We start from the raw sequence: 22,748 nt of genomic DNA, 5'->3' as shown, positions 1-22,748 counted from the left end.
TTACGCATACCACTTCCTTAGCTTATCATCTAATGCAGCCGTCAAATAATAAAACGCGGGCACGATTAGCAAACTTAAAACCATAGAAACAAGCAAACCACCAATCATTGCAATCCCCATAGGCGATTTGATTCCACTTCCTGCACCTCCAGCAAGTGCTAAAGGAAGCATACCAAAAACCATTGCAATAGTTGTCATTAAAATCGGACGCAGCCTAAGCTCACCTGCTTGCAAGATAGAATCCCTAAGCGCAACACCTTGCGCGCGTTTTTCGTTTGCCACATCAATAATCAAAGTCGCATTCTTGCCCACAAGCCCCATTAAAAGCATTAATCCCATAATACTAAATAGGCTCAAAGATTCTCCGGTGATAAAAAGTGCTAAAAATGTCCCTGTAAAACTTAGCGGCAAAGTTATCATAATCACCAAAGGTTGCAAAAGAGATTCATATAAAGACGCCAAAATAAAATAAATCAAAAATAGTGCAGAGACCATTGCCACAACAAACGCCGCATTTGTTTCTTGCATATATTTTGCATAACCCTCAATCTTATAACGCACACCATTTTCTAGCCATTCTTCCTTATGGGATTCCAAATAATCTGTCGCTTCTCCTAAACTCACGCCCTTACTTAAATTTGCATAAATCATCACGCTTCTTTGCCTATCATAATGCTTAATATTCGTAGTTGCGCCCACTTCTTCTTGCTCTACTAATCCGTCTAAAAACACATTTTCTCCACGCGCATTTCTAAGGCTTAGCAAGCTCAAATCCACAATAGAATCCTTTTTTGGGCTAAGCAACACAATATCATATTCTTTGCCCCTTTCGCGAAAATAAGAAACTTCTTGCGCCCCACTAAAAGCACTATTTAGCACCATTGCGACTTCTTGCGCGCTAAAGCCATATTGCGCTAAAATCGCGCGATTAACCCGCAAACGAATCTGCGGTGTTTTGGCTTTAATATCTGTATGAATATCCCGATATTTACCGCTTTGTTGCATTAAAGTTTGGATTTTTTCTACACTTTTATCTAGGGATTCCACCTTTTGCGCATATAATGCAAGTTGCAAAGGAGAATCATCTTCGCCTAAGCTAATTTGCGGAATCTCAATAAGCGCAATTTCCATATCAAATTTTTTCGCATAGGTTTTATAAGTTTGGCGCAAAGATTCCATAATCTCATTTTGCGTTCTTTTACGCTGATTATACGCACTTAATCGCACATAAATCTTAGCTTCATAGACTTTTTGCTCTGCAGTGTAGCCAATATTTAAAATACTATATTCCACCTCGCTTTCTTCGTGCAAAAGTTGTTGAATCATTAGTGTTTGGTTTTGCATTTCTTGTAGAGAGATTCCGGGTTTGCTTGTGAGTTTAATATCAAATTCTGCCTTATCTTCAGAGGGCAAAAACTCCACACCCAAACGCGTAATCAAAAATAAAGACAAAACAAAAATACCAAAGATTCCGCCAATTACGATTGCTTTATGTTGCAAAACCCACTCAAGAGTTTGGGTATAAAATCTCTCCAAAGCTTTAAAATACCGCTCACTAAAGCGATAAAATCTCTGCTGCAAAGAATCCTTTTGCGCCAAAGAGTGAAAATCTGCTATACGCGCACTAAGCATAGGAATAAAAGTAATCACCACCAAATAAGAAATCAAAATAGAACCCGCAAGCGTAAGCCCAAAAGAAGTAAAGAATCTCCCAGTTACTCCGCTCATATTTGCAATAGGAATGAACACTGCAAGTAACATACAAGAAATCGCAATCAGCGCAAATCCTATTTCACGCACACCTTGATATGCTGCTTCTTTGCGCTCCATTCCATTTTCTAGCTTTTTATAGATATTTTCAATCACCACAATTGCATCATCAATAATAATTCCAATGGCAAGTGTAATAGCAATCATTGTTACAAGATTTAATGTCATACCAAAAGCTTGCATAAGCGCAAATGTGCCAAGAATTGAAGTTGGGATACTTAGACTTGAAATAAAAGTAATGCGCCCATTTCTCAAGAAAAAGAACACCACAAAAACCGCTAAAAACGCCCCTAAAATCAAATCAAACTCAACAGCTGCAATCGTATCTTTAATATAATTTGTCGTATCACGCACGATAGTGAGATTATATTGTGGGCTAATCTCTTGCAAATAAGGCAAAATCTCCCTAACAGAATCCGCAATCTCAATCTCATTTGCTCCTGTGATTTTCTGCACTTCAAGCAAGATTCCACTTCCGCTAATGTCTTTGGTTGCAAGATTTGAAAAACTGCGCGCTTCTTTAGTAGAATCCACAATCAACGCAATATCGCTTAATCGCACACCCTCGCCTACCAAAATATCACCCAAATCCTGCACACTGCTTGCATCTGCTTTGGTTAGAATCTTCCATTCTTTCTTTTCGCTAATCAAACGCCCACCATCAATTTCAATATTTTGCGCATTAATGGCGCGTGCAATATCGCTAAAAGTGAGATTATATTTATTTAGCGCACTAGGATAAGGGCGAATCTTAATTTCGCGTTCCAAATATCCTACAAGATTAACTTTACCCACACCTTTGATTCTTTGCAAAAGCGGCTTGATATTTAAATCTGTATGTAAATTTAGCTCCAACAAACTCTGCATATCTTGCGGATTCTGCGCATTTGGAATCTCTTTTTGGCTAACAAAAAGCGAAATAATTGGCGCACCGCCTACATTGACTTTTTCAATAATTGGTGATTGAATCTCACTTCCAAAGCTAATCGTAGAAACTTTATCACGCACATCATTAGCAGCGACTTCAACATCTTTTTCTAGCTCAAATTCCACAACCACAACACTCACGCTATCTGCGCTTGTAGAAGTGATTTTTTTGAGCGATTCTATACCGCTAACGGCTTCTTCAATCTTATCAGTTACTTTCCCTTCTACGACTTCTGGATTTGCTCCGGGATAGATTGTGGTAATCGTAATAATTGGCACATCAACATTAGGATACAGCGCAACACTAAGTCTTTTTAAGGCATTAACCCCAAAAAACACGAGTGAGAGCACAAACATTAAAGTTGTAATAGGACGAAGAATTGCAAATTTGGACATTAGAAATTGCTACTTTGCGCCCTATTTTTAGAATCTTCTTTTAAGATTCCATTGACCAAAATCATACCATCGCCAAAAATCCCGGCTGGAATTTTTGGATTCTTTATAAATGCCTCTGCAGTTGCTTTTTTTGTCTTTTTATCAATGCTTGGATAGATTTTGCTTAAAACCATTTTAGAATCTTGGGGGATATTATCAACCTTATAAACAAATGCATCGCCGACTTTAACAAGATTAAAATATTTAGAATCAAAGACAATTAACGCCTTTTTGTGCAAGGATTCCAACACAAAAAGCTTACTTGAAATCGCACCCACACCATCGCCGACTTCTACAAACTTTTGCGCAATAACGCCATCAAAAGGAGCATAAAGAATCGTATTATCTAACAATTCCTTTTGCAAAGCGAAATTTGCCTCAGAGCGTTTTAAATCAAAAAAACTCGCCTTATATTCCGCTTTGATTTTTTCAAAAGTGTTTAAATCTATCGCGTCCTTGGATTGTTCATAACGTTTATATTGGCTTGTAATAAAAGCATATTTTGCCTTTAGGGATTCCAAACTTGCCTTTGCCACTTGGACATTTTCTTTTAAATCCTTTGCCCTTAGTGCTAATAATTTATCACCTTTTTTAACCTGTGCGCCCACTTCTACGAAAATTTCATCAACAACACCATTCGCACTTAATGCCAAAGTTGCATTTTGGAGTGCCTGCACTTCAAAGGTTGCATAGATTTCCTGTTGCATTTTCTTTTGTGAGTTTTGCACCTCTATTTGCGATTCTGCCCCAAATGCCAGCACTACAACACCAACAATCCCACAAATCCAAATTCTCAAAAGCTCTTCCTTAAAATGCTAATCTTATCACTAAGTAAATTGTAATGCTTTTATCTTAAACCCTTCGTTAATTTACAAATTCTACTAAAGCATTTCCATTTTTATAAAGAAATTCCGCCTTTTTAATCTCATAATCAAAACGCGCTTCATCATAAAAACTTTGCGCATTTAGCAATGTGCTTAGTGAGTTTAGATATTGCGTATAGTCAATGAGTTGTGCATTAAATTTTTCTTTTGCATAAGAATATGCAATGGAAGCAGATTTTAATCCCGATTCCGCCCACGAAATTTTGTCTTTTGCGCTCTTTAAAGCTTCTTTTGCGATGATTAACTCCCTATTTTGCGCATCTTTTAAATAAGTGTATTCAAAATTAGCAGCTAATGCTTTTAAGCGCGCGCTCTCTTTTGCTCTTAGTGTGGCAAAACTATCAAAAAGCGTAAAACTTACCGTAATGCCAAAAATATTTTGATAATCAGGCTCTTCTAAAGCAAAACTAAAAGGCAAAATCGGGAGATTACGCTCATGATAATTGTATCGCGTATAACGATTACTTAGCATAATCGTTGGCAAATAAGTATATTGGGATTCCGCGCTTTGGCTTGCTTGTGTTAAATAATAGTTTGCTTGTAAATCTTCTCTTGTTTGCTGCGGTGTATTTAAAGGAATCTCTTGAAGTTTTGCACGCGCATTAAGTGTTACAATCTCTGTGCCACTTAGCAAAGAAAGTTGTTCTAAATGCGCCTTAAAGGCAAGCTTTATGGATTCTATTGCATAAGAATTTTGATAATTTTGCGCCTTAATAGCTTCTAAAGTATCCAAAGAAGCAAGCCCAACTGCATAAAGTTTTTCATATTTTATAATACTTTCTTGCAGTTCTTTTTGCTGATGTTTTAGGGCAATTAGCTTACTCTCCACCCCCAAAGCAGAAAAATATTCTTGGATAATTTTAAGCTCAAGTTGCTCTTTTGTGCTGCGCTCTTGAGATTCTTTGGCTTTTAATTGATATTCTATAATCTCTAGCTTGCCTTCTCTTTTTAGCCCATCAAAAAGCAACCACTGCGCTTCTACAAATGCACCATCTAGTCTTTGTGGATAAAAAATATCAGGATTTGTTAAATTTTGATAAGCATAACCTATAACAACCTTTGGTAAATATTCTCCATAGAATGCCTTTTTTTCTTCTCTTAAAGCTTGCGATTCTGTATTTTTTGCGCGAAAGAGAGGATTTTCTGCAACATTTTGCAAAAGTGCTTTTAAATCTTGCGGCGTAGAATCTACTGCATTTTGCGCAAATGCACTCACAAAACAAAGCAAAAGGCAAACACATATTTTTCTCAAAAATCACTTCCTTAGCGCAATTTAAAAATCTTTCTTATAATTTTATTTTACAAAACCTTAAATTAATAAAGAGATTACTTGCTATAATAAAGCCAACTTTTAGGCAAAGGATTTCAATGTTTAATGATAAAAGTATCCTAATCACAGGAGGGACAGGAAGTTTTGGTAAATGTTATACTCAAACATTACTGCAACGTTACAAGCCAAAGAAAATTGTAATTTTCTCCCGTGATGAGTTGAAACAATATGAAATGGCACAAACTTATAACGCTCCTTGTATGCGCTATTTTCTAGGTGATGTGCGCGATGAAGCACGTTTAAAGGAAGCCACACTTGGGATTGATTATATTATTCATGCCGCAGCTTTAAAGCAAGTTCCAGCAGCAGAATACAATCCTATGGAATGTATTAAGACAAATATTAATGGTGCGCAAAATGTCATTAACGCCGCTCTTGCAAATGGAGTCAATAAGGTGATTGCGCTCTCTACAGATAAAGCTGCAAACCCTATTAATCTCTATGGAGCGACAAAACTTGCAAGCGATAAACTCTTTGTCGCAGCAAATAATATCGTGGGTGTGCGCAAAACACGCTTTTCAGTTGTGCGTTATGGAAATGTGATTTGCTCGCGCGGCTCTGTGATTCCTTTTTTTCAAAAATGTATCAAAGAAGGCGCAAAGGAGCTTCCAATTACTGACCCAGAAATGACACGCTTTATGATTACTTTACAACAAGGCGTAGATTTTGTGCTAAAAAACTTTTCAAGAATGCAAGGGGGAGAAACTTTCGTCCCCAAGATTCCATCAATGAAAATTACAGAAGTTGCAAAAGCACTCGCCCCTAACCTCCCACACAAAATCATTGGAATCCGACCCGGGGAGAAAATCCACGAAACAATGTGTCCTAGCGATGATAGCCATATTACCTATGCGTTTAGCGACCATTTTGTGATTGCACCAACAATTAAATTTAGCTTTTTAACAGATTTTAGCAAAAATGCACTAGGAGAAGTAGGAGAGTTAGTGCCGCGCGGATTTTCTTATGATTCTGGCTCAAATTCACAATGGTTAAGCCAACAAGAACTTTTGGAGTTATTATGATACCTTATGGCAAACAAGAAATTTTAGATTCTGATATTAACGCGGTTGTAGAGACTTTAAAATCTCCTTTTATCACGCAAGGACCAAAAGCACAAGAATTTGAAAAAGAAATTGCAAACACAGTCAAAGCAAAGTTTGGAGTGAGTTTTAATAGCGCAACTTCTGCCTTGCATTGCGCAGCACTCGCACTTGGGCTAAAAAGGGGAGATTGGCTATGGACTAGCACAAATAGCTTTGTTGCAAGTGCGAATTGTGGAATCTATTGTGAAGCAAAAGTGGATTTTGTGGATATTAATCCTAGAACTTATAATCTTGATGTTGATGCACTAAGCGAAAAACTTAAACACACCAAAAAACACAAACTTCCAAAAGTGCTTGTTGTTGTGCATTTTGCTGGGCAAAGCTGCGAAATGGAACGCATTTGCAAGCTTGCAGAAAAATACAATTTTAAGATTATAGAAGATGCTTCACACGCACTTGGTGGAAGCTATCGCACATACCCTATTGGTTGTTGCGCTTTTAGTGATATTACGATTTTTAGCTTCCACCCTGTAAAAATCATCACTTCAGCAGAAGGCGGAATCGCGACAACCAACAATGCAAAATATGCAAAAAAAATGCAAATGCTAAAAAGTCATGGAATCACAAAAGACCCTAATGACTTTGAGCGTAAAAAGCAAGGGGCTTGGTATTATGAACAGCAAATCATAGGATTTAACTACCGCTTAAGCGAGCTTCATGCTGCGCTTGGGCTTTCTCAACTTGCCAGATTAGAAAGCTATGTCAAAAAGCGTAATGCCCTTGCTAAAATCTACAATGAAAGCTTAAGTGATTTGGAGCTTACTTTGCCTTTTGTGGAATCGCACAATTACAGCGCATTCCATCTTTATGTGATTTTACTCAATAAAAAAAGTGGAATCAAACAAAAAGAGCTTTTTGAAAAACTACAAAATGCGGGCATTGGCGTGCAAATCCATTATATCCCTATCCATTTACAACCCTTTTATGCGCGCTTTGGATTCAAAAAAGGGGATTTTAAAAGCGCAGAGACTTATTATAAGAATGCCATCACTCTCCCACTTTTCCCAACTTTAAGCGCACAAGAACAACAAAAAATCATTACACTTTTAAAAGAATTTGTGCGCAAAAAGGCATAAAATGCAAAATTGTATTTGTGTGATTCCAGCGCGCGGTGGGAGTAAGCGGATTTTACGCAAAAATTTAAAAGAATTTTGCGGCAAACCTATCATTGCTTATAGCATACAAAATGCTTTACAAAGCGGAATCTTTCATCAAATTATTGTCTCAAGTGATGATACAGAAATTTTAGACTACGCAAAATCACTAGGAGCGATTCCATTAAAACGTCCAGAACATTTAAGCAATGATACCGCTTCAACACGTTCTGTGATTTTACATACCATAGAATCCCTAGCGATTCCAAAAGAATCTTGGTTATGCTGTTTATATGCCACTGCACCTTTATTGGATTCTACCACACTTAAAAATGCGTTTTCAAAGGCACAAGAAAACGCGCAAGATTGCTATTGTTTTAGCGCAGTAGAATTTGACTATTCCCCATTTCGCGCTTTTACAATTACAAACAACAAAAATACCATGCTTTTTAAAGAACACTTTAACAAGCGTTCTCAAGAGTTAGAAAAAATCTATCATGATGCGGGGCAATTTTATTTTGCACGTGTAAAAATATGGGAAGAGAGGGAAAATATTTTTGAAGATTCTTTGAGTTTTATTCTTCCACAATCCCAAGTGCAAGATATTGATACTTTAGAAGATTGGAATCTTGCAGAACTAAAATTTAAACAGCTTCACTCTAAGCTTGACACTTAGGGCAAATTCCAATCATTGCAATAGAAGTTTCTTTGATTTTAAACTGCGAAGCATCTGCGCATAGCTCTTTTAGTTGCTGCATAGAAGATTCAAGCTCCATATCTATAATGCTTCCACATTGCTCACACACAAGATGAATATGCGGATTTTTGACAAGCTCGTATCTTTGCTTTTGATTAGGCAATTTCACCTCATCAATAATCTTTGCTTCTTGCATAAAGGTAAGATTCTTATACACAGTAGCCAAAGACATAGAAGGATTACTCTCTTTAATATTTTCATAAATTTCATCAATACTAATATGCCCAAACTTTTGGATTTCTTTTAAAATCGCAAGTCTTTGGGGAGTTATTTTTAGGTGATTGTCTCTTAACATTTTTTCAAACATTATAAAATTCCTTAAACGCTATAAAAACTTAAATTAGAATCAATACTACAATAATTATTTTTTTTTGTCAATAAAAATTATCTATAGCAATTCTATGATTCCGCGTTTTGTTTTAAGTTTTCCTTGCTTTTGAAGCTCTTTTAACATACGCGAAACAGCTTCCCTTGCACTTCCTAGCGCATTTGCAATTTCTTCATGTGTAATATAAAGAATCCTAGAATCTTTACTCCCTTGATGATTATCTTGTAAGCGTGTTTTTAAAAGCTCTAAAATTCTATCCCCCAAAGAATCAAAAGCCAAAGAACTTAGAGAAAAGACAACACGACTTAATCTTTCACTCACTAAATCAGTTTGGAATTGTTTAGCAATAGGATATTTTTCACTCAAAAGATTAAATGTTTTGCTAGGTAAAATCGCAACACTTGAAGTTTGCATAAATTCTAAATTCACATCAAAACAAATATTTTTTAGCATACACGAAGCAGAGAGAATACAAAACTCATTCTTTTGCAAAATAAAAAGATTAATCTCCTTACCATTTGGAGAAACAATATATGCGCGCAACGCCCCATCAAGAATCAACACTAATCCACGGCATTCATCTTCCCCGCTAAAAATTTTATAGTTTTTGGGAAAATTTTTTGTATAAATATTTTGTGCATATATCGCATAATCGCTTGATGAAACTCCCCAAGATTCCATTAGATTTTTAATAATAACGTTCAAAATCAACCTTAAATTTTATAGAGTAACTTTATCACCTTATTCTATCTAAACTCCACATATAATTGCATAAATTTAAATGCAAAAGGCAAAACGATGCAACAAATAAATCGCCGTAATTTTTTTAAGATTATAGGAATCGCGGGTGTTGGTGCGCTAAGTGCTAATGCAAAAGAGATTCCACAAAACACGCAAGATTCCATTAAATCCCCTTATAAAACCGCTTCCATTATTGATGTTGGGCTATGTGATGGTTGCAAGGATTTAGGCACGCCAAAATGTGTGCAAGCCTGCCAAAATAAGAATCTGCCAAACTTCCCAAACCCTATTGCGCAAATCCCCTATTATTTCCCGCGCAAAATTTATGAAGATTATTCTAAAGAGCGTGATAATATCTCACGCTTGACGCCATATAATTGGACTTATATTGAGCATTTGCCGCTAGAAAATGCGCCACTTGGTATTAAAGAAGTTTTTATCCCTAGACGCTGTATGCACTGCGATGACCCAACTTGTCAAAAAATCTGTCCTTTTGGTGTGATTAGCAAAGATGAAAATGGGGCAGTTAGCATTGATGATAACTTCTGCTTTGGTGGCGCAAAATGTCGTGATGTTTGTCCTTGGGGGATTCCACAACGTCAAGCAGGTGTTGGAATCTATCTAAAAATTGCCCCAAAATTAGCTGGTGGTGGCGCAATGTATAAATGTGATGCTTGCGCTGATTTACTTGCGAAAAATCAAGCTCCCGCTTGTGAAAGCTCTTGCCCTAAAGGCGCAATTACTTTTGGGGAGAGAGAAAATATCATAAAACTTGCAAAAGAACGCGCTAAAGCTTATGAAGAAAAAGCAAAACTAAAAGGAACTTATATTTATGGAGATGTGCAAAATGGCGGAACTTCTACGCTTTATGTTTCTCCGCTTCCTTTTGAAATGCTCTCTAACACGTTAAATCAAAAGCATAATTTCACACAAGAAAAACCCCAAAAAGTTGGGATTCCACATTTAAATTTGGAGATTAAAAACTTTGTCAGCGGAGATTCTGCACTTATCAAAAGTGTGCTTTTAGCTCCTGTAATTGGCGCGATTGCTGGGGGAATTGCTGTTGTTAAATCAAACAAAGGAAATAAAAATGCCAAATAAACAACCAAAAATAATGCGCCAAAGTGCGCAAAATAGAATCGTGCATTGGAGCATTGCAATTAGCATTTTTGGATTGATTTTTACTGGAATCCTACAAATGCCTGTTTCAAAACGTTATATGCTAAATGAATTACCACTTATGGGCTGGAGCGGGGATTATCATATCTCTTTAATTGTGCATTATATTTTTGCGGCGATTCTTTGTTTTTTTGTGTTTTTTCACATTGTCTTTCATAGCGGACGCAAAGAGTTTGATATTATGCCCAAAAAGGGGGATTTCTCAAAAAGTATTGCTGTGATTAAAGCCATGCTTTTAAAAACACAAGAACCGCCAAGTGAAAAATACTTGCCCGAACAAAGACTAGCTTATCTTGGAATCGCATTTGTAATTTTGTTGCTTGTAATAACTGGAATCATAAAAACTTACAAAAACTTAAGTGGCTTTAACCTTAGCGAAGATGTTATGTTTTGGGTTACACAACTCCATAATTTAGGAATGTTTTTGATGATTTTAGCAATCATTGGGCATTTAGCTGCATTTATTTTTAAAGAAAATCGCCCATTGCTTAGTGGAATGTTTAGCGGAAAAATTGATGCAAAATATGTCTTGCACCGCCATAGTCTTTGGAAAGAAGGAGTAGAATCTGCTAAAAAAGCTCAAAAAGCTTATAAAGAGGAATCTTAAAATCCACAACACGACAAATGCGATTTAGCCATTAGCTGACAAGATTTAAATCAAGTAGCATTTTGGCTAAATCTTCATTGATATGGAATCTTATTAATAGCTCCACTTAAATTTTAATCACACAAGATTCCCAATTTACCAAACCAACACTTCCTTTTTAATTTTATTAAGTGCATCAATTGCGTCTTTTAGGCGCGAAACTTCATTATCAATTTGTTGCAGATTCCAATCTCCAAGCTCATCTGGAATATCTTGCGCACCACGTTTTATCATAATATAATCTACAAAAGAAATTTTTGCTAGCCCCAAAAGTAGCTGAATCTCGGCTTGTGCTTCTTCAATCTCGCGCAAAATCCCATCAATGCGTTCAAACATTACTTATCCTTCCAAATCATTTTAAAACGCATATTCTAGCATTTTTTGAACTTTTTTCACACCCTAAACATTTTTAACACGGAATCCCCAAAAACAAAGTATCCACTAAGAAAAAAAGGAATATAATCACGCATTTACATTTCACTTAGAAAGAGGAAAAAATGGCATTAAAAGTTTATTACGACAAAGATTGTGATTTAGGACTTATCAAAAAGAAAAAAGTTGCAATTATTGGTTTTGGGAGTCAAGGGCACGCACACGCAGAAAATTTAAGAGATTCTGGCGTAGAAGTGGCAATTGGGCTTTATAAAGGTGGCAAAAGCTGGGCAAAAGCGGAAGCTAAAAATTTCAAAGTTTTAGAAGTGGCTGAAGCGACAAAATGGGCAGATTTAGTGATGATTCTAATCCCTGATGAATTGCAAGCTGATGTATTTGCGCGTGATATTGAGCCAAATTTAAGCGAAGATAAAATCATTGCATTTGGGCATGGCTTTAATGTGCATTTTGGGCAAATCAAAGCTCCTAAGGGTGTAGGCGTGATTATGGTTGCACCAAAAGCTCCTGGGCACACTGTTAGAAGTGAGTTTGTGCGCGGTGGGGGAATCCCTGATTTAATCGCAGTAGAGCAAGATACAAGCAAAGGCGATGCAAAAGCCATTGCATTAAGCTATGCAAGCGCGATTGGTGGGGGAAGAAGCGGAATTATTGAAACAACTTTCAAAGACGAAACAGAAACTGACCTTTTTGGAGAACAAGCAGTGCTTTGCGGCGGTGTATCTAGCCTTGTAAAAGCAGGGTTTGAAACACTTGTAGAAGCAGGTTATCCTGAAGAAATGGCGTATTTTGAGTGCTTACATGAGCTAAAACTCATCGTGGATTTAATCTATCAAGGTGGTTTGGCAGATATGCGCTATTCTATTTCTAACACCGCAGAATATGGAGATATGATAAGCGGACCACGCGTAATCAATGCAGAATCTAAAAAAGCAATGAAAGAAATTTTAAAAGATATTCAAGAAGGACGCTTTGCAAAAGACTTTATACTTGAACGCAAAGCAGGATATGCACGAATGAATGCAGAGCGCAAGAATCTAGCAAATCACCCAATTGAAAAAGTGGGAACAAGACTTCGTGAAATGATGCCTTGGATTGCTGCTGGAAAACTCGTAGATAAAAACAAAAACTAACTTTATGCTTGCACTTGCAAGCATAAAAACAATAAAGAAAGACTTTCTATTTGAACTCCTTTAAAAAACTATTTTTGAAATCTGAAATTATAAAATTAACCGATAAAGGCTTGATTAGCAAAAATCAAGAGCAAGAAATTTTTAAAGCTTATCATTTAGATGAAGAATCTGAATTTTCTTATCTCACGATTTTTGGCTTTATATTTATTGGGTTTTCTTGTCTTGCTTTGATTGCTTATAATTGGGAAGAGATTCCAAACGCTTTTAAAACTCTCTTGCTACTTATGGCACTTTTTGGCACACATTTTTGCATTTTTTATTGTAAGACTTTAAAAATAGGTTTTGGAATCCTAAGCGGCTTTGTTTTATTAGCAAATATTGCGCTTCTCTCACAAATCTATCATTTAGGCGATGATACGGCTTTGGCGTTTTTCTCTGTTGGTTGCACGCTTTTAGTGCTTTCTTTTGCACTCAAATCCTCTGCTATTTTTTTGCAAAGTTATGGATTTGTAAGTGTGTGGTTTTTTGTCAATCTTTCAAATGCAATTGAAACTAATACTCTATTAATATGGAATCCCTTTGTTTTATTTATTGCACTTGGCTTTGTTGTGCAAAATGGAGTATTGCTTAAACCAAATCCAATTATCTCTAAATTTCTTGCAATTATAAATTTTATCTTTTTAAATGCGTATGCGATAGGATTTTTGATTCCAGAAAAATATTCATATTTATTATTTATCTTTACTTCTTTTGTATTTTTAAGCTTGCCTAATAAATTTCAAGATTCCAAATATTATAAAATCTGCGCGTATGTAACCTTACTCATTGCTGCAAATTTGAATCCTGTATATTTTAGAGAAATGCACAACATAGAATCTATAACGCAAGTCGTTTTAATCTCTTTAATACTAGCATTAGGTATTTTTAACCTTTATTTCAAACGCTATTTACTAGCCTCTTTAATTTTTTATGCTTTGGGTGCTGGGTTTGTTGCGCGCTATATAGCCGAAATCTATGAAACATATTATCATGATTCTATAATCTATGGCTTTTTAATTTTCCTTTTAGGGATTCACTGCATAAAAGAAAGCTACAAGATTTTAGGGGCTTTTATGCTTCTTGTAGCAATATTTAGCGTTTTCTTATCGTATTCAGCAAATCTCATTAGCGTAAGCGTATTTTTCCTAATTTGTGGGGCAATATTATTGCTTTGGGCTAGGAGAAAAAATGCTTAAACAAAAATGGCTTTTGATTGCTTGTGGGTTGCAGTTTGTCTTGATTGGAGCAATGTTTATTAATGCTTATTTGCCTGTGTATTTTGGAGATGAAGTTAAGGTTATAGCAAAAGGATACGACCCAAGAGATTTACTTGCTGGGCATTATGTCAGGCTTGATTATGGAGTGAAATCCAAAGAAAAATATCCCAAAAATACAGAGGTTTTTGTTTCACTCCAAAAACTTAATGGCGAGATTTTCACCTTTGGCGAGATTCTAACTCAAGCACCCAAAAATCAGCTTTATATCCAAGGCAAAGTGGAATCTTATTCTAATCAAATCCATTTAAAGGCAATAGAAAAATATTTCACCACACAAGAAAACGCAAAAAAGCTTGAAAATCCCCTTGCTAAACCTAATCAAGAAGCTATTATAACCTTAAAGATTCTTTTCGGTAAAGCAAGAATCACAAAACTAGAAGTTAAAGAAATAGAATCAAACTAATATTTTGCATACAAGAATGGAATCTCATAGTTTCAAGTTTAACATTTCATAATTATAAAAAGGGATTTTAAAAAGTGGCGGAGCGGACGGGGCTCGAACCCGCGACCCCCTGCGTGACAGGCAGGTATTCTAACCAACTGAACTACCGCTCCAAAAGTGGTGGTCGCTATAAGACTCGAACTTATGACATCCACCTTGTAAGGGTGGCGCTCTACCAACTGAGCTAAGCGACCGATGAAGAAAAATAAAAGTGGTGACTCCTAGGGGATTCGAACCCCTGTAGCCACCGTGAAAGGGTGGTATCCTAACCGTTAGATGAAGGAGCCACTTTTATTTATAGTGGTGACCCGCGTTGGATTCGAACCAACGGCCCATTCCTTAAAAGGGAATTGCTCTACCAACTGAGCTAGCGGGTCGTAAATAAAAAGGAAGTGTAATTATATAGATTTGGGACATAAAAGTCAATAGTTTTTTAAAAAAATCTTTAAGAACAACAACTGCGCATACAGCACTGCTTGCTCTTGAATATAATTGCGATTCCCTTTAAAATACAGCCTTTCAATAATTTCTGCTCCATCAACACTTTTTGCCCCAATATACACAGTTCCTACCGGTTTGCTAGCACTTCCACCACTTGGTCCTGCAACACCGCTTGTAGCGAGTGCAAAATCCGCTCCTGATAACTTTAATGCCCCATTTAACATCTCTCGCACAACTGCTTCACTCACTGCCCCAAATTGAGAAAGATTTTCCGCACTTACACCAAGCCAAGCTTCTTTAATAGCATTTGCATAGCTAATCACACCACCATCAAATACATTGCTAGCCCCACTTTGCTTTGTCAAGGAATATGCGATTAGTCCTCCTGTGCAACTCTCCGCAGTTGCCAACTTAAGATTCTTGCTTTCTAGCAATGCAATAATGCTTTGCTCTAAATGAAATGTGGAAAAAATCTTGTCCCCAAAAGTTCCTTCCACTTCTCTTTTAAAATTTTGTAAATCCCCATTTGTAGCACTTAGAATCTCTAAATTAGAATCTGCGTTTAACACACAAACACTCACGCCAAAATCCTTTGCGATTCCACTTAATAGCATCTTAACAGAAGTCGCATCAATGCCAAGAGGATAAAGATAAAGCAAGGACTGCTTTATGCTTGTTGGTTTTAAATGTGCAAGATTTTGCGCTTTTAGCAAATCAACAAGCCAAATGTTACATTTGTCGCTTGATACAAACATTACAAATTCTTCTATGCTTTTACATTCTATTTTTGTTTGCGCTTGCATTAGTGTTACAAATTGTGAGAAATCTTGTTGCGGCATTGCAATAAGGCATTGTTTGGCATTTCGCATATCAAGTGCTTCATCAACAGAATCACAAAACAACATTTGATGCACGATTCCAAAATGGTTACGCGCTATATTTTGCACATATTGATTCAAAGGTGCAAAGTCGCGATAATTCTCACCAACACAAATTAAAAGATTCATTTTTTCACCTTTTTGCTTTATTTTAATCCTTAGTATGGTAGAATTTTAGCCATTTTAAGCTTATTTTTGGAGGTAAATATGGCTAAAGTTTTAGTGGTGCGCCCAGAAGATGAAAAACCGGGCGAAGTTTATAATGGAAAAGGCAAATTAAACAGAAAATTTTACGAAAAAGAGATTGTAAAACTGCAAATTGAACTTATTAAATTGCAAAATTGGGTAAAAAAATATAATAAAAAAATTATTATTATTTTAGAAGGTCGTGATGCAGCAGGAAAAGGTGGGACGATTAAAGCTTTACGTGAGCATCTTAATCCACGAGGTTGTCGCGTAGTTGCTTTACAAAAACCAAGTAATGTTGAAAACACGCAATGGTATTTTCAACGTTATATTGACCAATTACCAAATGGAGGGGAAATCGTCTTCTTTGACCGCAGTTGGTATAACCGTGCGGGAGTAGAAAAGGTTATGGAGTTTTGCACCAATGAGCAATACAGAGAATTCATTATTCAGGTTGCCCACTTAGAGCAAATGCTAATTGAAAGTGGCTATATTCTTTTCAAATTTTTCTTAGATGTTGGAAGAGAAGAACAAAAAAAGCGTATTGAAAGTCGTAAAGATGAACCATTAAAGCGTTGGAAACTAAGCCCAATCGATGAAATATCCTTAAATTTATGGGATGAATATACAGAAGCCTTTGAAAAAATGTTTTCACGCACACATACGCCTTTTGCACCTTGGCTTATCGTGGATTCTAATGACAAAAAACGCGCAAGAATCAATCTTGCTAGAATCTTACTTTCTAAGATTGACTATGAAGATAAAGATGCCGAAAATGTTTGCTTGCTAGCAGACCCGGGAATTGTATCCTACTACTCTAGCGTAAAAATGTTTTCAGCTGATGCAAATAGTGAAATTGGAAACAAAAAGAAAGAAAAAGAAAAGAAAGAGAAAAAAGAGAAGAAAAAGAAAGATTGAGAAGAAAGAAGAACTTTGAATCTCCAAAATTCTCCTAAAGTTATAGGATTTGAACGCACACATACACAAGTTGGGGATTGTGTAATAGCGATTAAGGGGTTTTTCGCGGCTAAAAAACTTTACCCAAATGCAAAAATTATTGTTTTTACAAATCTACAGGGGGGGGGGCGACCTACCAGTATTTAGATTTTATAGATGAAGTCGTGCATGTTGATACCACAGATAAGACCACAAGGGAGAAAAACTTTGCTGATTGTCTAAAGGCACACCCTGTAGATATTCTACTCCTTTTGCACCGCACTTCATGGAAGATTAAAGTTGCAAACAATAGTGCAACAAAAAGAGTGGTTACAGAATTGCATATGCACACATTGTTGAATTTCAAGTTTAAATCTCCCTTGATGATGATTAGCTATTTTGTGCATGGCACAGAGAAGATTTTGCGTCTTGTTAGACAAATCAATCCCAAATATTATGATAATAACATTTCCAAAATTGACTTTGCACAAGTGCGATTCCAGATTCCGCAAGAAAACCAAGACAAAATTCACACCTTTTTAGAGCAATGCAAAAATGACAAACCCTATGAAGCAATCGTTGGTATCAACCCTTTTGGTTCATCGGCACTTTTTAACTTTGACACACAAGACTGGATAAATCTTGCACAATTACTCGCAAGTCAATTTCCCAACATTCTTTTTATTATGCTAACCTACAAAGAGAATCCTTGCAAGCTCGAACCCTTTAAGGAACAAAATATTTCTATTTTTGAAAACGATAACCAACTCATTAATCTTATCGCACTCACAAAGCATTTTAATGTATTGCTTAGCCTAAACACAGGCAATATCCATATTGCAGATATTTTACGGATTCCAACTCTCATCATCAACAAAACAAAAGAGCGTTATAACTGCATTGGCGGAAGCTATGGAGGAGAGTTTGACGCAGTGTATTTGCCAAAAAACTGGGCGCAAAACTATAAGCACTATTATGCAACATATACAAAAAAGTGTTTAGATAGAATCCAAAAATTAAAAAAGCAACAAAAATAAAATATCTTGTAATATTTATTTAGAATCTTACGCCCAAAACTAAGATACGCAAGGATTTAACGCACTTGATAGTTTCCGCGAATTTTGTATTTATAAATTGTTAAAGAATCTACGCCCAAAGGACCGCGTGCGTGGATTTTTGCAGTTGAGATTCCAACTTCAGCCCCATAGCCAAACTCCCCACCATCGCTAAAACGCGTAGAAGCATTCGCATACACACATGCAGAATCCACCGCATTTAAAAACTCTTCAATCACGCTATAATCCTCGCTTAAAATCGCCTCACTATGCTGACTACTAAAAAGATTAATATGTTCTAATGCGCCTTGCAAACCTTCTACAATGCGTAAATTTAAAATATTCTCTCCATATTCTCTATGGTATTCACTAAGTGGAATCTCCTCACATGCGATTCCACTTTTTGCCAAAATCGCACAACTTTCTGCACAACCTTTTAAAAGTGTTCCATTTTCACACAATGTTTTTGCCACAACAGGTAAAAATTCTTCAGCAAAAACAGAATCTATAAGCAAAGTTTCACAAGCATTACACGCACTAGGATATGCAGTTTTTGCATTGACGATTACAGGAATTGCGGATTCTATCTTACAAGTATGGTGTGCAAAAATATGGCACACTCCTTTATCTTGCTTAATCACAGGAACTTTTGCATTTTCACTCACAAAATGAATCAATCCCTCTCCTCCGCGTGGAATCACTAAATCAATGAATCCCTTAGCTCCTAAAATCTCTTTTAGCTCTTCTCTATCTTTCATCGCAGGTAACAACACCATACAATCTTTTGGTAATTTAAATGCGTTTAAAACCTCATAAAAAACCTGCATAATCGCTTCATTGCTATTTTGCGCTTCTTTGCCACCTTTTAAGATACACGCATTGCCACTTTTAAAACAAAGTGCCGCGACATCGCTTGTTACATTAGGACGTGATTCATAAATCACAGCCACCACCCCTAAAGGCACGCTTACCTTCTCAATTTTTAAATCACAATGGTTGCTAAACCCATCTAAAATCTTATTTAAAGGGTCTGGAAAGTCTGCAATCTCGCGTAAAGATTCTGCCATGCCTTTTAATTTCTCTGCATTTAACTCTAAACGCTTTAGCATTGATACACTTAGATTTAGCCCCTTTGCATATTCTAAATCTTTAGCATTTGCAGCCAAAATTTTAGGAGAAGCTTCTAGTAATGCTCCAGCACATTTGCGTAAAAATTCTGCACGCACACTATGTGGCAATACCGCTAAAATCTCCTTTGTAGCGCGTGTTTTTTGCAACTGCTCTTGTAAGCGCATTCTAAATTCCTTACAAAAATTTAATCCTGCATTATATCTAAAAAGATACAAAATAAATTTTATTCCAAAACTAACTTTAAAGCATAAAATATTATAATTTTGAGTTTGGAAGAAGGAAGTAATAAATAGAAATAGGCAGGGGACTATGTTAGAGTGGAGTGAAGAATTTAGTATTAAAAATCAGCACCTAGATGAACAACACAAAAAATTTCTACAACAAATTGCTGATGCCCTAGCACTTACCAAAGATTCCTCTCAAAATAAATCTCAAAATTTAGAAAAACAAATGAATGAAGCAATAGAAAGTGCTCAAGAGCATTTTAAAGCAGAAGAAACTTATATGCAGCATATTGGTTATCCCTTTTTAAACAAACACAAAACCTTGCACAGAGAGCTTGTTTCTAATATTTCTATGCTAATGATGGATTTAGAAGATGTGGATACTTGTGCGAAAGAATTTCATAACTGCTTAAAAAATTGGCTACTTGACCATATTTTAATTGAAGATAAACAAATTGAAAGCTACCGCAATCGCTTGCACGATATTAAAGAGATTCCTTATAGCCTAGAACAAAAAACAAAAATGCTAGCTGAACGCTATGATGTAGCAAATGAAGCAACGCATAAATACATCTGCCTTTGTCCTTTAAAAGAATTTCAAGTTTGTGATTCTCTACACAAAATTATGCAAGAAGATGGAACTTTTGTGCGCTGCAAAACTTGCAAACAACCTTTAGTTTATAGAGATTGTGGTTTGGATAATGAAGACAATTTTGAAGCACTCGCACAAAAATATTTCAAACAATTTTAGGATTTAAAAGTTATGCAATTTGAATCGCGTGGATTTAAAGTTTTTAACGATATTAGCAATTTACGCCAATTTCTCCTTCAAGCACAAAAAAGCGCGGGAGAAGAAATCGACTTTTATCTACTAGGATTCCGCACTTTTTATAGTAAAAAAGGTGAAAACAAATATAAACTCATAAATGATACAAACATTTTTAGCAAAAACTCTAATTTCACTGCAAATATTGATATTAAACAAGTCTATAAAATCGAAGTGTGCAAAAAATCACAAAAACCTGAACGCACCTTTGGCTTCAAGCTATTTCCAAGCGAAGATACAATTTTGCGTGCTGTGCTTTTATGCAACAACAAGACTAAATACCATGATTCTATCAAAGAAGATATTTATCAAGAACTTTATAAAACAATGGTTTTGCAAGGTTATCTTATAGGTATTCGAGAATACAACAAACTCTCCCAAAAAATTGATGCCTTTGTTTTTGCCCTCAAACAAGGCAATATTGTGCCAAAACTTACTCTAAATATTGGTGTTGGTGTAGCAAGCACAGAAGGAAAAGATGGGGTGCTCGAATGTCTTTGCAAACTCCAAAATGACCCCACGCGAAACCCTATAGGTTCTTTTCAACCAAAAGTATGTATGCAAGCTGTTAATAAAGGCGATGAGCTTTTTACCTATACAAAGCCTATTAATGGAAGTATTGGGCGCAATTTAAAAGGCGATTTTATCCCTATGAAAGCTATCACCACAAATGCGATTCAAACTGATGCTAGTATCCGTGCGCGGAGCGATTCTAATGTTATTAAATACCAAGCAACAAAAAATGGTTTCTTAAAAGAAGTGAAGCCTTTTTGTTTTATCATCAGTGATGAGCTAGATACCACAACAAAATCAGAGTCCAATCAAGTTGAAACGCAACAAGAATCCTTAAATATTGATGGAAAAACGCATAGTAACGCAAAAATCCAAACAGATATTGCATTTATCGGTTCTCATCGCGGTGAGGTAAAGGCACATACTGTTGTCATTGATGTGCTTGAAAAAGGAAGTGTTGAAGCAAAAGTTGCTTATATTAATAGCACGCTTGGCGGGACAATCATCGCAGATTATATCTATATTAAAGATGTGCGCTCTTATAATGAAATCTACCCTAGATTTAGTCTTGTTGTGGATAATATTTTAGGCGAACATAACACCTTTGAGTTAAACCCAGCGAAATTTGCTTTTTCAAGACGCGACCGCATAGAATATGTTATGCTATCTGACCAAATCAAAATCCGCTTACGGCATTTGAGAAAACAATTAGACGAAGTGTATGCGTATTTGCTCGCAAGTCAAGGAAAAGCGCACAAAATCCGCAATGATGCAGAAGAAAAGCCAGATGAGCCATTACCTAAAAACTTACAATCTATTGTAGAGCAATATGAAAAGGCTTTAGAACAATATAAACGTCTTTTGGACGAATACAAAGATATTATTAATCTTTACTATACCAATGAAGTGCGCTTAAAAGGTATTGATGAGGGTGCGCTACTAGCAAAAATGATTATTCGCAAAGAAATTTCAGAAGCAGAAACAATGGTGAAATTTAAAATCTATGCAGGAAAACACGAAGAAACGCTAAAAACAATGCTTAGCCAAAGTGCTCCAGCGCATTTCTTTGAAGTCGAAAAAGAAGGGGATTTCTTCCGCTTAAGAAGCTACAAAGATTTTGACCCAAAACTTGTGGAATGGATTGAAGAAAAACGTCCCAAAAAAGAATCTTAAACGTTTTAATCTGTTATTCTAACAGGGATTCTATGTGTTTTTAAAAAAGCTTTTAATGCTTTAATGCTAATTTCTTGATAATGAAAAATTGAAGCAGCAAGTGCCGCGTCTGCACCATTTTCAAAGGCTTTCAAAATATGCTCCATACTCCCAGCACCTCCACTTGCAATAAGTGGAATCCCAACACTGCTTGAGACTGCACGCAACTGCTCTAGGTCATAACCATTTTTTGTCCCATCGCAATCCATACTTGTTAATAAAATCTCCCCAGCACCCCTATCATACACTTCTTTTGCCCACTCTAATAAATCAATTCCTGTGGGATTCCGCCCTCCATGTGTGTAAATCTCCCAAGAGCCATTAGGGTTGCGTCTTGCGTCTATTGCTACGACAATACATTGAGAGCCAAAGCGTTTTGCACCTTGCGTGATTAAGTCTGGATTTTTAATTGCTGCAGAATTTAAACTAATCTTATCACAACCTGCATTTAGCAAATCATACATTTGCTCTATGCTTGCAATCCCACCTCCAACAGTCAATGGAATAAAAACTTCTTGCGCGACTTTATGCACCATATCAAGCGTTGTTTTTCTAGCTTCAAGGGTTGCTGTGATGTCTAAAAATGTAATCTCATCAGCCTCTTCATCATTATAACGTTTTGCGACTTCCACAGGGTCGCCTGCGTCTTGAAGCCCTAGAAAGTTTATACCCTTTACTACACGCCCATCTTTAATATCAAGGCAAGGAATAATCCGCTTTGCAAGTTGCGTTTGCATTCCTATTATCCTTTAGCCCTAAAAGTGATTCTTTAAAACCTCTTCTTATTCACATCACTTAGAATATCATCAGCAATCTGATTAACTGTGCGTGTAATATCATTCGTGCTATTAGCTACACTCACATTATCTTG

At 36.2% G+C, this 22,748-nt stretch carries 22 protein-coding genes, 4 tRNA genes and 1 pseudogene; 13 read left to right on the top strand and 14 right to left on the bottom strand.

Features of this window, described 5'->3' with window-relative positions:
• The 3 genes from LS70_RS06725 to LS70_RS06715 all read right to left on the bottom strand — a co-directional run bounded on the left by LS70_RS06725 (position 1) and on the right by LS70_RS06715 (position 5,268).
• Positions 1-3,093, bottom strand: a complete 3,093-nt coding sequence (locus LS70_RS06725) for an efflux RND transporter permease subunit (RefSeq protein ID WP_034290248.1) — start codon at positions 3,091-3,093, stop codon at positions 1-3.
• Entirely contained in the window at positions 3,093-3,929 is an 837-nt protein-coding gene (locus LS70_RS06720; RefSeq protein WP_236096452.1) for an efflux RND transporter periplasmic adaptor subunit, read from the bottom strand. Before LS70_RS06720 ends, LS70_RS06725 begins: the two co-directional genes overlap by 1 nt.
• 67 nt (positions 3,930-3,996) lie before the next feature.
• On the bottom strand, positions 3,997-5,268 hold the full coding sequence (locus LS70_RS06715) for a TolC family protein (RefSeq protein ID WP_081949817.1): 1,272 nt from the start codon (positions 5,266-5,268) through the stop codon (positions 3,997-3,999).
• A 116-nt stretch (positions 5,269-5,384) separates the two neighbouring features.
• Between LS70_RS06715 and pseB the strand changes: the two genes are divergently transcribed.
• From pseB to pseF, 3 genes are read left to right on the top strand one after another with little or no spacing between them, the layout of a single operon-like run.
• Positions 5,385-6,368, top strand: a complete 984-nt coding sequence (gene pseB / locus LS70_RS06710) for a UDP-N-acetylglucosamine 4,6-dehydratase (inverting) (protein ID WP_138109393.1) — start codon at positions 5,385-5,387, stop codon at positions 6,366-6,368.
• On the top strand, positions 6,365-7,525 hold the full coding sequence (gene pseC, locus LS70_RS06705) for a UDP-4-amino-4,6-dideoxy-N-acetyl-beta-L-altrosamine transaminase (protein ID WP_034290252.1): 1,161 nt from the start codon (positions 6,365-6,367) through the stop codon (positions 7,523-7,525). Before pseB ends, pseC begins: the two co-directional genes overlap by 4 nt.
• A gap of 1 nt (position 7,526) precedes the next feature.
• Complete coding sequence (pseF, locus tag LS70_RS06700; protein WP_034290254.1) at positions 7,527-8,219, top strand: pseudaminic acid cytidylyltransferase; 693 nt, start codon at positions 7,527-7,529, stop codon at positions 8,217-8,219.
• Here pseF and LS70_RS06695 read toward each other — a convergent pair.
• On the bottom strand, positions 8,203-8,607 hold the full coding sequence (locus LS70_RS06695) for a Fur family transcriptional regulator (protein ID WP_034290257.1): 405 nt from the start codon (positions 8,605-8,607) through the stop codon (positions 8,203-8,205). The genes pseF and LS70_RS06695 overlap by 17 nt on opposite strands.
• Before the next feature lie 81 nt (positions 8,608-8,688).
• Positions 8,689-9,333: a Crp/Fnr family transcriptional regulator gene (locus tag LS70_RS06690; protein WP_081949819.1), complete on the bottom strand. Its 645-nt coding sequence runs from the start codon at positions 9,331-9,333 to the stop codon at positions 8,689-8,691.
• 93 nt (positions 9,334-9,426) lie between these two features.
• Between LS70_RS06690 and LS70_RS06685 the strand changes: the two genes are divergently transcribed.
• On the top strand, positions 9,427-10,470 hold the full coding sequence (locus tag LS70_RS06685; RefSeq protein WP_034290259.1) for a 4Fe-4S dicluster domain-containing protein: 1,044 nt from the start codon (positions 9,427-9,429) through the stop codon (positions 10,468-10,470).
• On the top strand, positions 10,460-11,155 hold the full coding sequence (locus tag LS70_RS06680) for a formate dehydrogenase subunit gamma (protein ID WP_034290261.1): 696 nt from the start codon (positions 10,460-10,462) through the stop codon (positions 11,153-11,155). Before LS70_RS06685 ends, LS70_RS06680 begins: the two co-directional genes overlap by 11 nt.
• A 135-nt stretch (positions 11,156-11,290) precedes the next feature.
• Here the strand turns inward: LS70_RS06680 and LS70_RS06675 are convergent, their stop codons facing one another.
• On the bottom strand, positions 11,291-11,530 hold the full coding sequence (locus LS70_RS06675; RefSeq protein ID WP_034290263.1) for a DUF2443 family protein: 240 nt from the start codon (positions 11,528-11,530) through the stop codon (positions 11,291-11,293).
• Positions 11,531-11,691: 161 nt separating this feature from the next.
• Between LS70_RS06675 and ilvC the strand changes: the two genes are divergently transcribed.
• The 3 genes from ilvC (at position 11,692) to LS70_RS06660 (ending at position 14,436) form a co-directional block, all read left to right on the top strand.
• Entirely contained in the window at positions 11,692-12,717 is a 1,026-nt protein-coding gene (ilvC, locus tag LS70_RS06670) for a ketol-acid reductoisomerase (protein ID WP_034290265.1), read from the top strand.
• 74 nt (positions 12,718-12,791) lie between these two features.
• A complete protein-coding gene (locus LS70_RS06665; RefSeq protein ID WP_161594707.1) occupies positions 12,792-13,952 on the top strand; it encodes a DUF2157 domain-containing protein in 1,161 nt (386 codons plus the stop codon).
• Entirely contained in the window at positions 13,945-14,436 is a 492-nt protein-coding gene (locus LS70_RS06660; RefSeq protein WP_034290267.1) for a GDYXXLXY domain-containing protein, read from the top strand. Before LS70_RS06665 ends, LS70_RS06660 begins: the two co-directional genes overlap by 8 nt.
• Before the next feature lie 75 nt (positions 14,437-14,511).
• On the opposite strand, the gene LS70_RS06655 is transcribed toward LS70_RS06660, so the two are convergent.
• The 5 genes from LS70_RS06655 to LS70_RS06635 form a co-directional block, all read right to left on the bottom strand.
• A tRNA-Asp gene (locus tag LS70_RS06655) sits at positions 14,512-14,588 on the bottom strand.
• 5 nt (positions 14,589-14,593) lie between these two features.
• Positions 14,594-14,669, bottom strand: a tRNA-Val gene (locus tag LS70_RS06650).
• An 18-nt stretch (positions 14,670-14,687) separates the two neighbouring features.
• Positions 14,688-14,762: transfer RNA gene (locus LS70_RS06645), tRNA-Glu, on the bottom strand.
• 14 nt (positions 14,763-14,776) lie between these two features.
• Positions 14,777-14,852: transfer RNA gene (locus tag LS70_RS06640), tRNA-Lys, on the bottom strand.
• A gap of 45 nt (positions 14,853-14,897) precedes the next feature.
• Positions 14,898-15,923, bottom strand: a complete 1,026-nt coding sequence (locus LS70_RS06635; protein ID WP_034290269.1) for a CinA family protein — start codon at positions 15,921-15,923, stop codon at positions 14,898-14,900.
• 78 nt (positions 15,924-16,001) lie between these two features.
• Between LS70_RS06635 and ppk2 the strand changes: the two genes are divergently transcribed.
• From ppk2 to LS70_RS06625, 3 genes are read left to right on the top strand one after another with little or no spacing between them, the layout of a single operon-like run.
• Positions 16,002-16,898 (top strand): polyphosphate kinase 2, encoded by an 897-nt coding sequence (ppk2, locus tag LS70_RS06630; RefSeq protein WP_034290272.1) that lies wholly within the window; start codon positions 16,002-16,004, stop codon positions 16,896-16,898.
• A 15-nt stretch (positions 16,899-16,913) separates the two neighbouring features.
• A complete protein-coding gene (locus LS70_RS09950; RefSeq protein WP_161594706.1) occupies positions 16,914-17,084 on the top strand; it encodes a hypothetical protein in 171 nt (56 codons plus the stop codon).
• A 17-nt stretch (positions 17,085-17,101) separates the two neighbouring features.
• Positions 17,102-17,953, top strand: a complete 852-nt coding sequence (locus tag LS70_RS06625; protein ID WP_034290273.1) for a glycosyltransferase family 9 protein — start codon at positions 17,102-17,104, stop codon at positions 17,951-17,953.
• A gap of 56 nt (positions 17,954-18,009) precedes the next feature.
• Here the strand turns inward: LS70_RS06625 and LS70_RS06620 are convergent, their stop codons facing one another.
• Positions 18,010-19,266: a glutamate-5-semialdehyde dehydrogenase gene (locus LS70_RS06620; RefSeq protein ID WP_034290275.1), complete on the bottom strand. Its 1,257-nt coding sequence runs from the start codon at positions 19,264-19,266 to the stop codon at positions 18,010-18,012.
• A gap of 145 nt (positions 19,267-19,411) precedes the next feature.
• On the opposite strand from LS70_RS06620, the gene LS70_RS06615 reads away from it, so the two are divergent.
• Both LS70_RS06615 and LS70_RS06610 read left to right on the top strand, forming a co-directional pair.
• Positions 19,412-20,077, top strand: a complete 666-nt coding sequence (locus LS70_RS06615) for a bacteriohemerythrin (RefSeq protein ID WP_034290277.1) — start codon at positions 19,412-19,414, stop codon at positions 20,075-20,077.
• A gap of 12 nt (positions 20,078-20,089) precedes the next feature.
• A complete protein-coding gene (locus LS70_RS06610) occupies positions 20,090-21,838 on the top strand; it encodes a flagellar assembly protein A (RefSeq protein WP_034290279.1) in 1,749 nt (582 codons plus the stop codon).
• A gap of 5 nt (positions 21,839-21,843) precedes the next feature.
• Here LS70_RS06610 and hisF read toward each other — a convergent pair whose 3' ends face one another.
• Positions 21,844-22,614: an imidazole glycerol phosphate synthase subunit HisF gene (hisF, locus tag LS70_RS06605; protein WP_034290281.1), complete on the bottom strand. Its 771-nt coding sequence runs from the start codon at positions 22,612-22,614 to the stop codon at positions 21,844-21,846.
• 32 nt (positions 22,615-22,646) lie between these two features.
• A pseudogene (locus LS70_RS10435) lies at positions 22,647-22,748 on the bottom strand (methyl-accepting chemotaxis protein); the annotation flags it as partial.

It is taken from the genome of Helicobacter sp. MIT 11-5569 (assembly GCF_000765695.2).
Taxonomy (GTDB): domain Bacteria; phylum Campylobacterota; class Campylobacteria; order Campylobacterales; family Helicobacteraceae; genus Helicobacter_D.
The sequence above is the reverse complement of the archived record's forward strand: the minus strand, read 5'-3'. Positions and strand labels throughout refer to the sequence as shown.

Coding starts and splice junctions, on each gene's coding strand:
- LS70_RS06725 (WP_034290248.1), bottom strand. CDS start 3,093: ATGTCCAAATTTGCAATTCTTCGTCCTATTACAACTTTAATGTTTGTG.
- pseB (WP_138109393.1), top strand. CDS start 5,385: ATGTTTAATGATAAAAGTATCCTAATCACAGGAGGGACAGGAAGTTTT.
- pseC (WP_034290252.1), top strand. CDS start 6,365: ATGATACCTTATGGCAAACAAGAAATTTTAGATTCTGATATTAACGCG.
- pseF (WP_034290254.1), top strand. CDS start 7,527: ATGCAAAATTGTATTTGTGTGATTCCAGCGCGCGGTGGGAGTAAGCGG.
- LS70_RS06695 (WP_034290257.1), bottom strand. CDS start 8,607: ATGTTTGAAAAAATGTTAAGAGACAATCACCTAAAAATAACTCCCCAA.
- LS70_RS06685 (WP_034290259.1), top strand. CDS start 9,427: ATGCAACAAATAAATCGCCGTAATTTTTTTAAGATTATAGGAATCGCG.
- LS70_RS06680 (WP_034290261.1), top strand. CDS start 10,460: ATGCCAAATAAACAACCAAAAATAATGCGCCAAAGTGCGCAAAATAGA.
- LS70_RS06675 (WP_034290263.1), bottom strand. CDS start 11,530: ATGTTTGAACGCATTGATGGGATTTTGCGCGAGATTGAAGAAGCACAA.
- ilvC (WP_034290265.1), top strand. CDS start 11,692: ATGGCATTAAAAGTTTATTACGACAAAGATTGTGATTTAGGACTTATC.
- LS70_RS06660 (WP_034290267.1), top strand. CDS start 13,945: ATGCTTAAACAAAAATGGCTTTTGATTGCTTGTGGGTTGCAGTTTGTC.
- LS70_RS06635 (WP_034290269.1), bottom strand. CDS start 15,923: ATGAATCTTTTAATTTGTGTTGGTGAGAATTATCGCGACTTTGCACCT.
- ppk2 (WP_034290272.1), top strand. CDS start 16,002: ATGGCTAAAGTTTTAGTGGTGCGCCCAGAAGATGAAAAACCGGGCGAA.
- LS70_RS06620 (WP_034290275.1), bottom strand. CDS start 19,266: ATGCGCTTACAAGAGCAGTTGCAAAAAACACGCGCTACAAAGGAGATT.
- LS70_RS06615 (WP_034290277.1), top strand. CDS start 19,412: ATGTTAGAGTGGAGTGAAGAATTTAGTATTAAAAATCAGCACCTAGAT.
- LS70_RS06610 (WP_034290279.1), top strand. CDS start 20,090: ATGCAATTTGAATCGCGTGGATTTAAAGTTTTTAACGATATTAGCAAT.
- hisF (WP_034290281.1), bottom strand. CDS start 22,614: ATGCAAACGCAACTTGCAAAGCGGATTATTCCTTGCCTTGATATTAAA.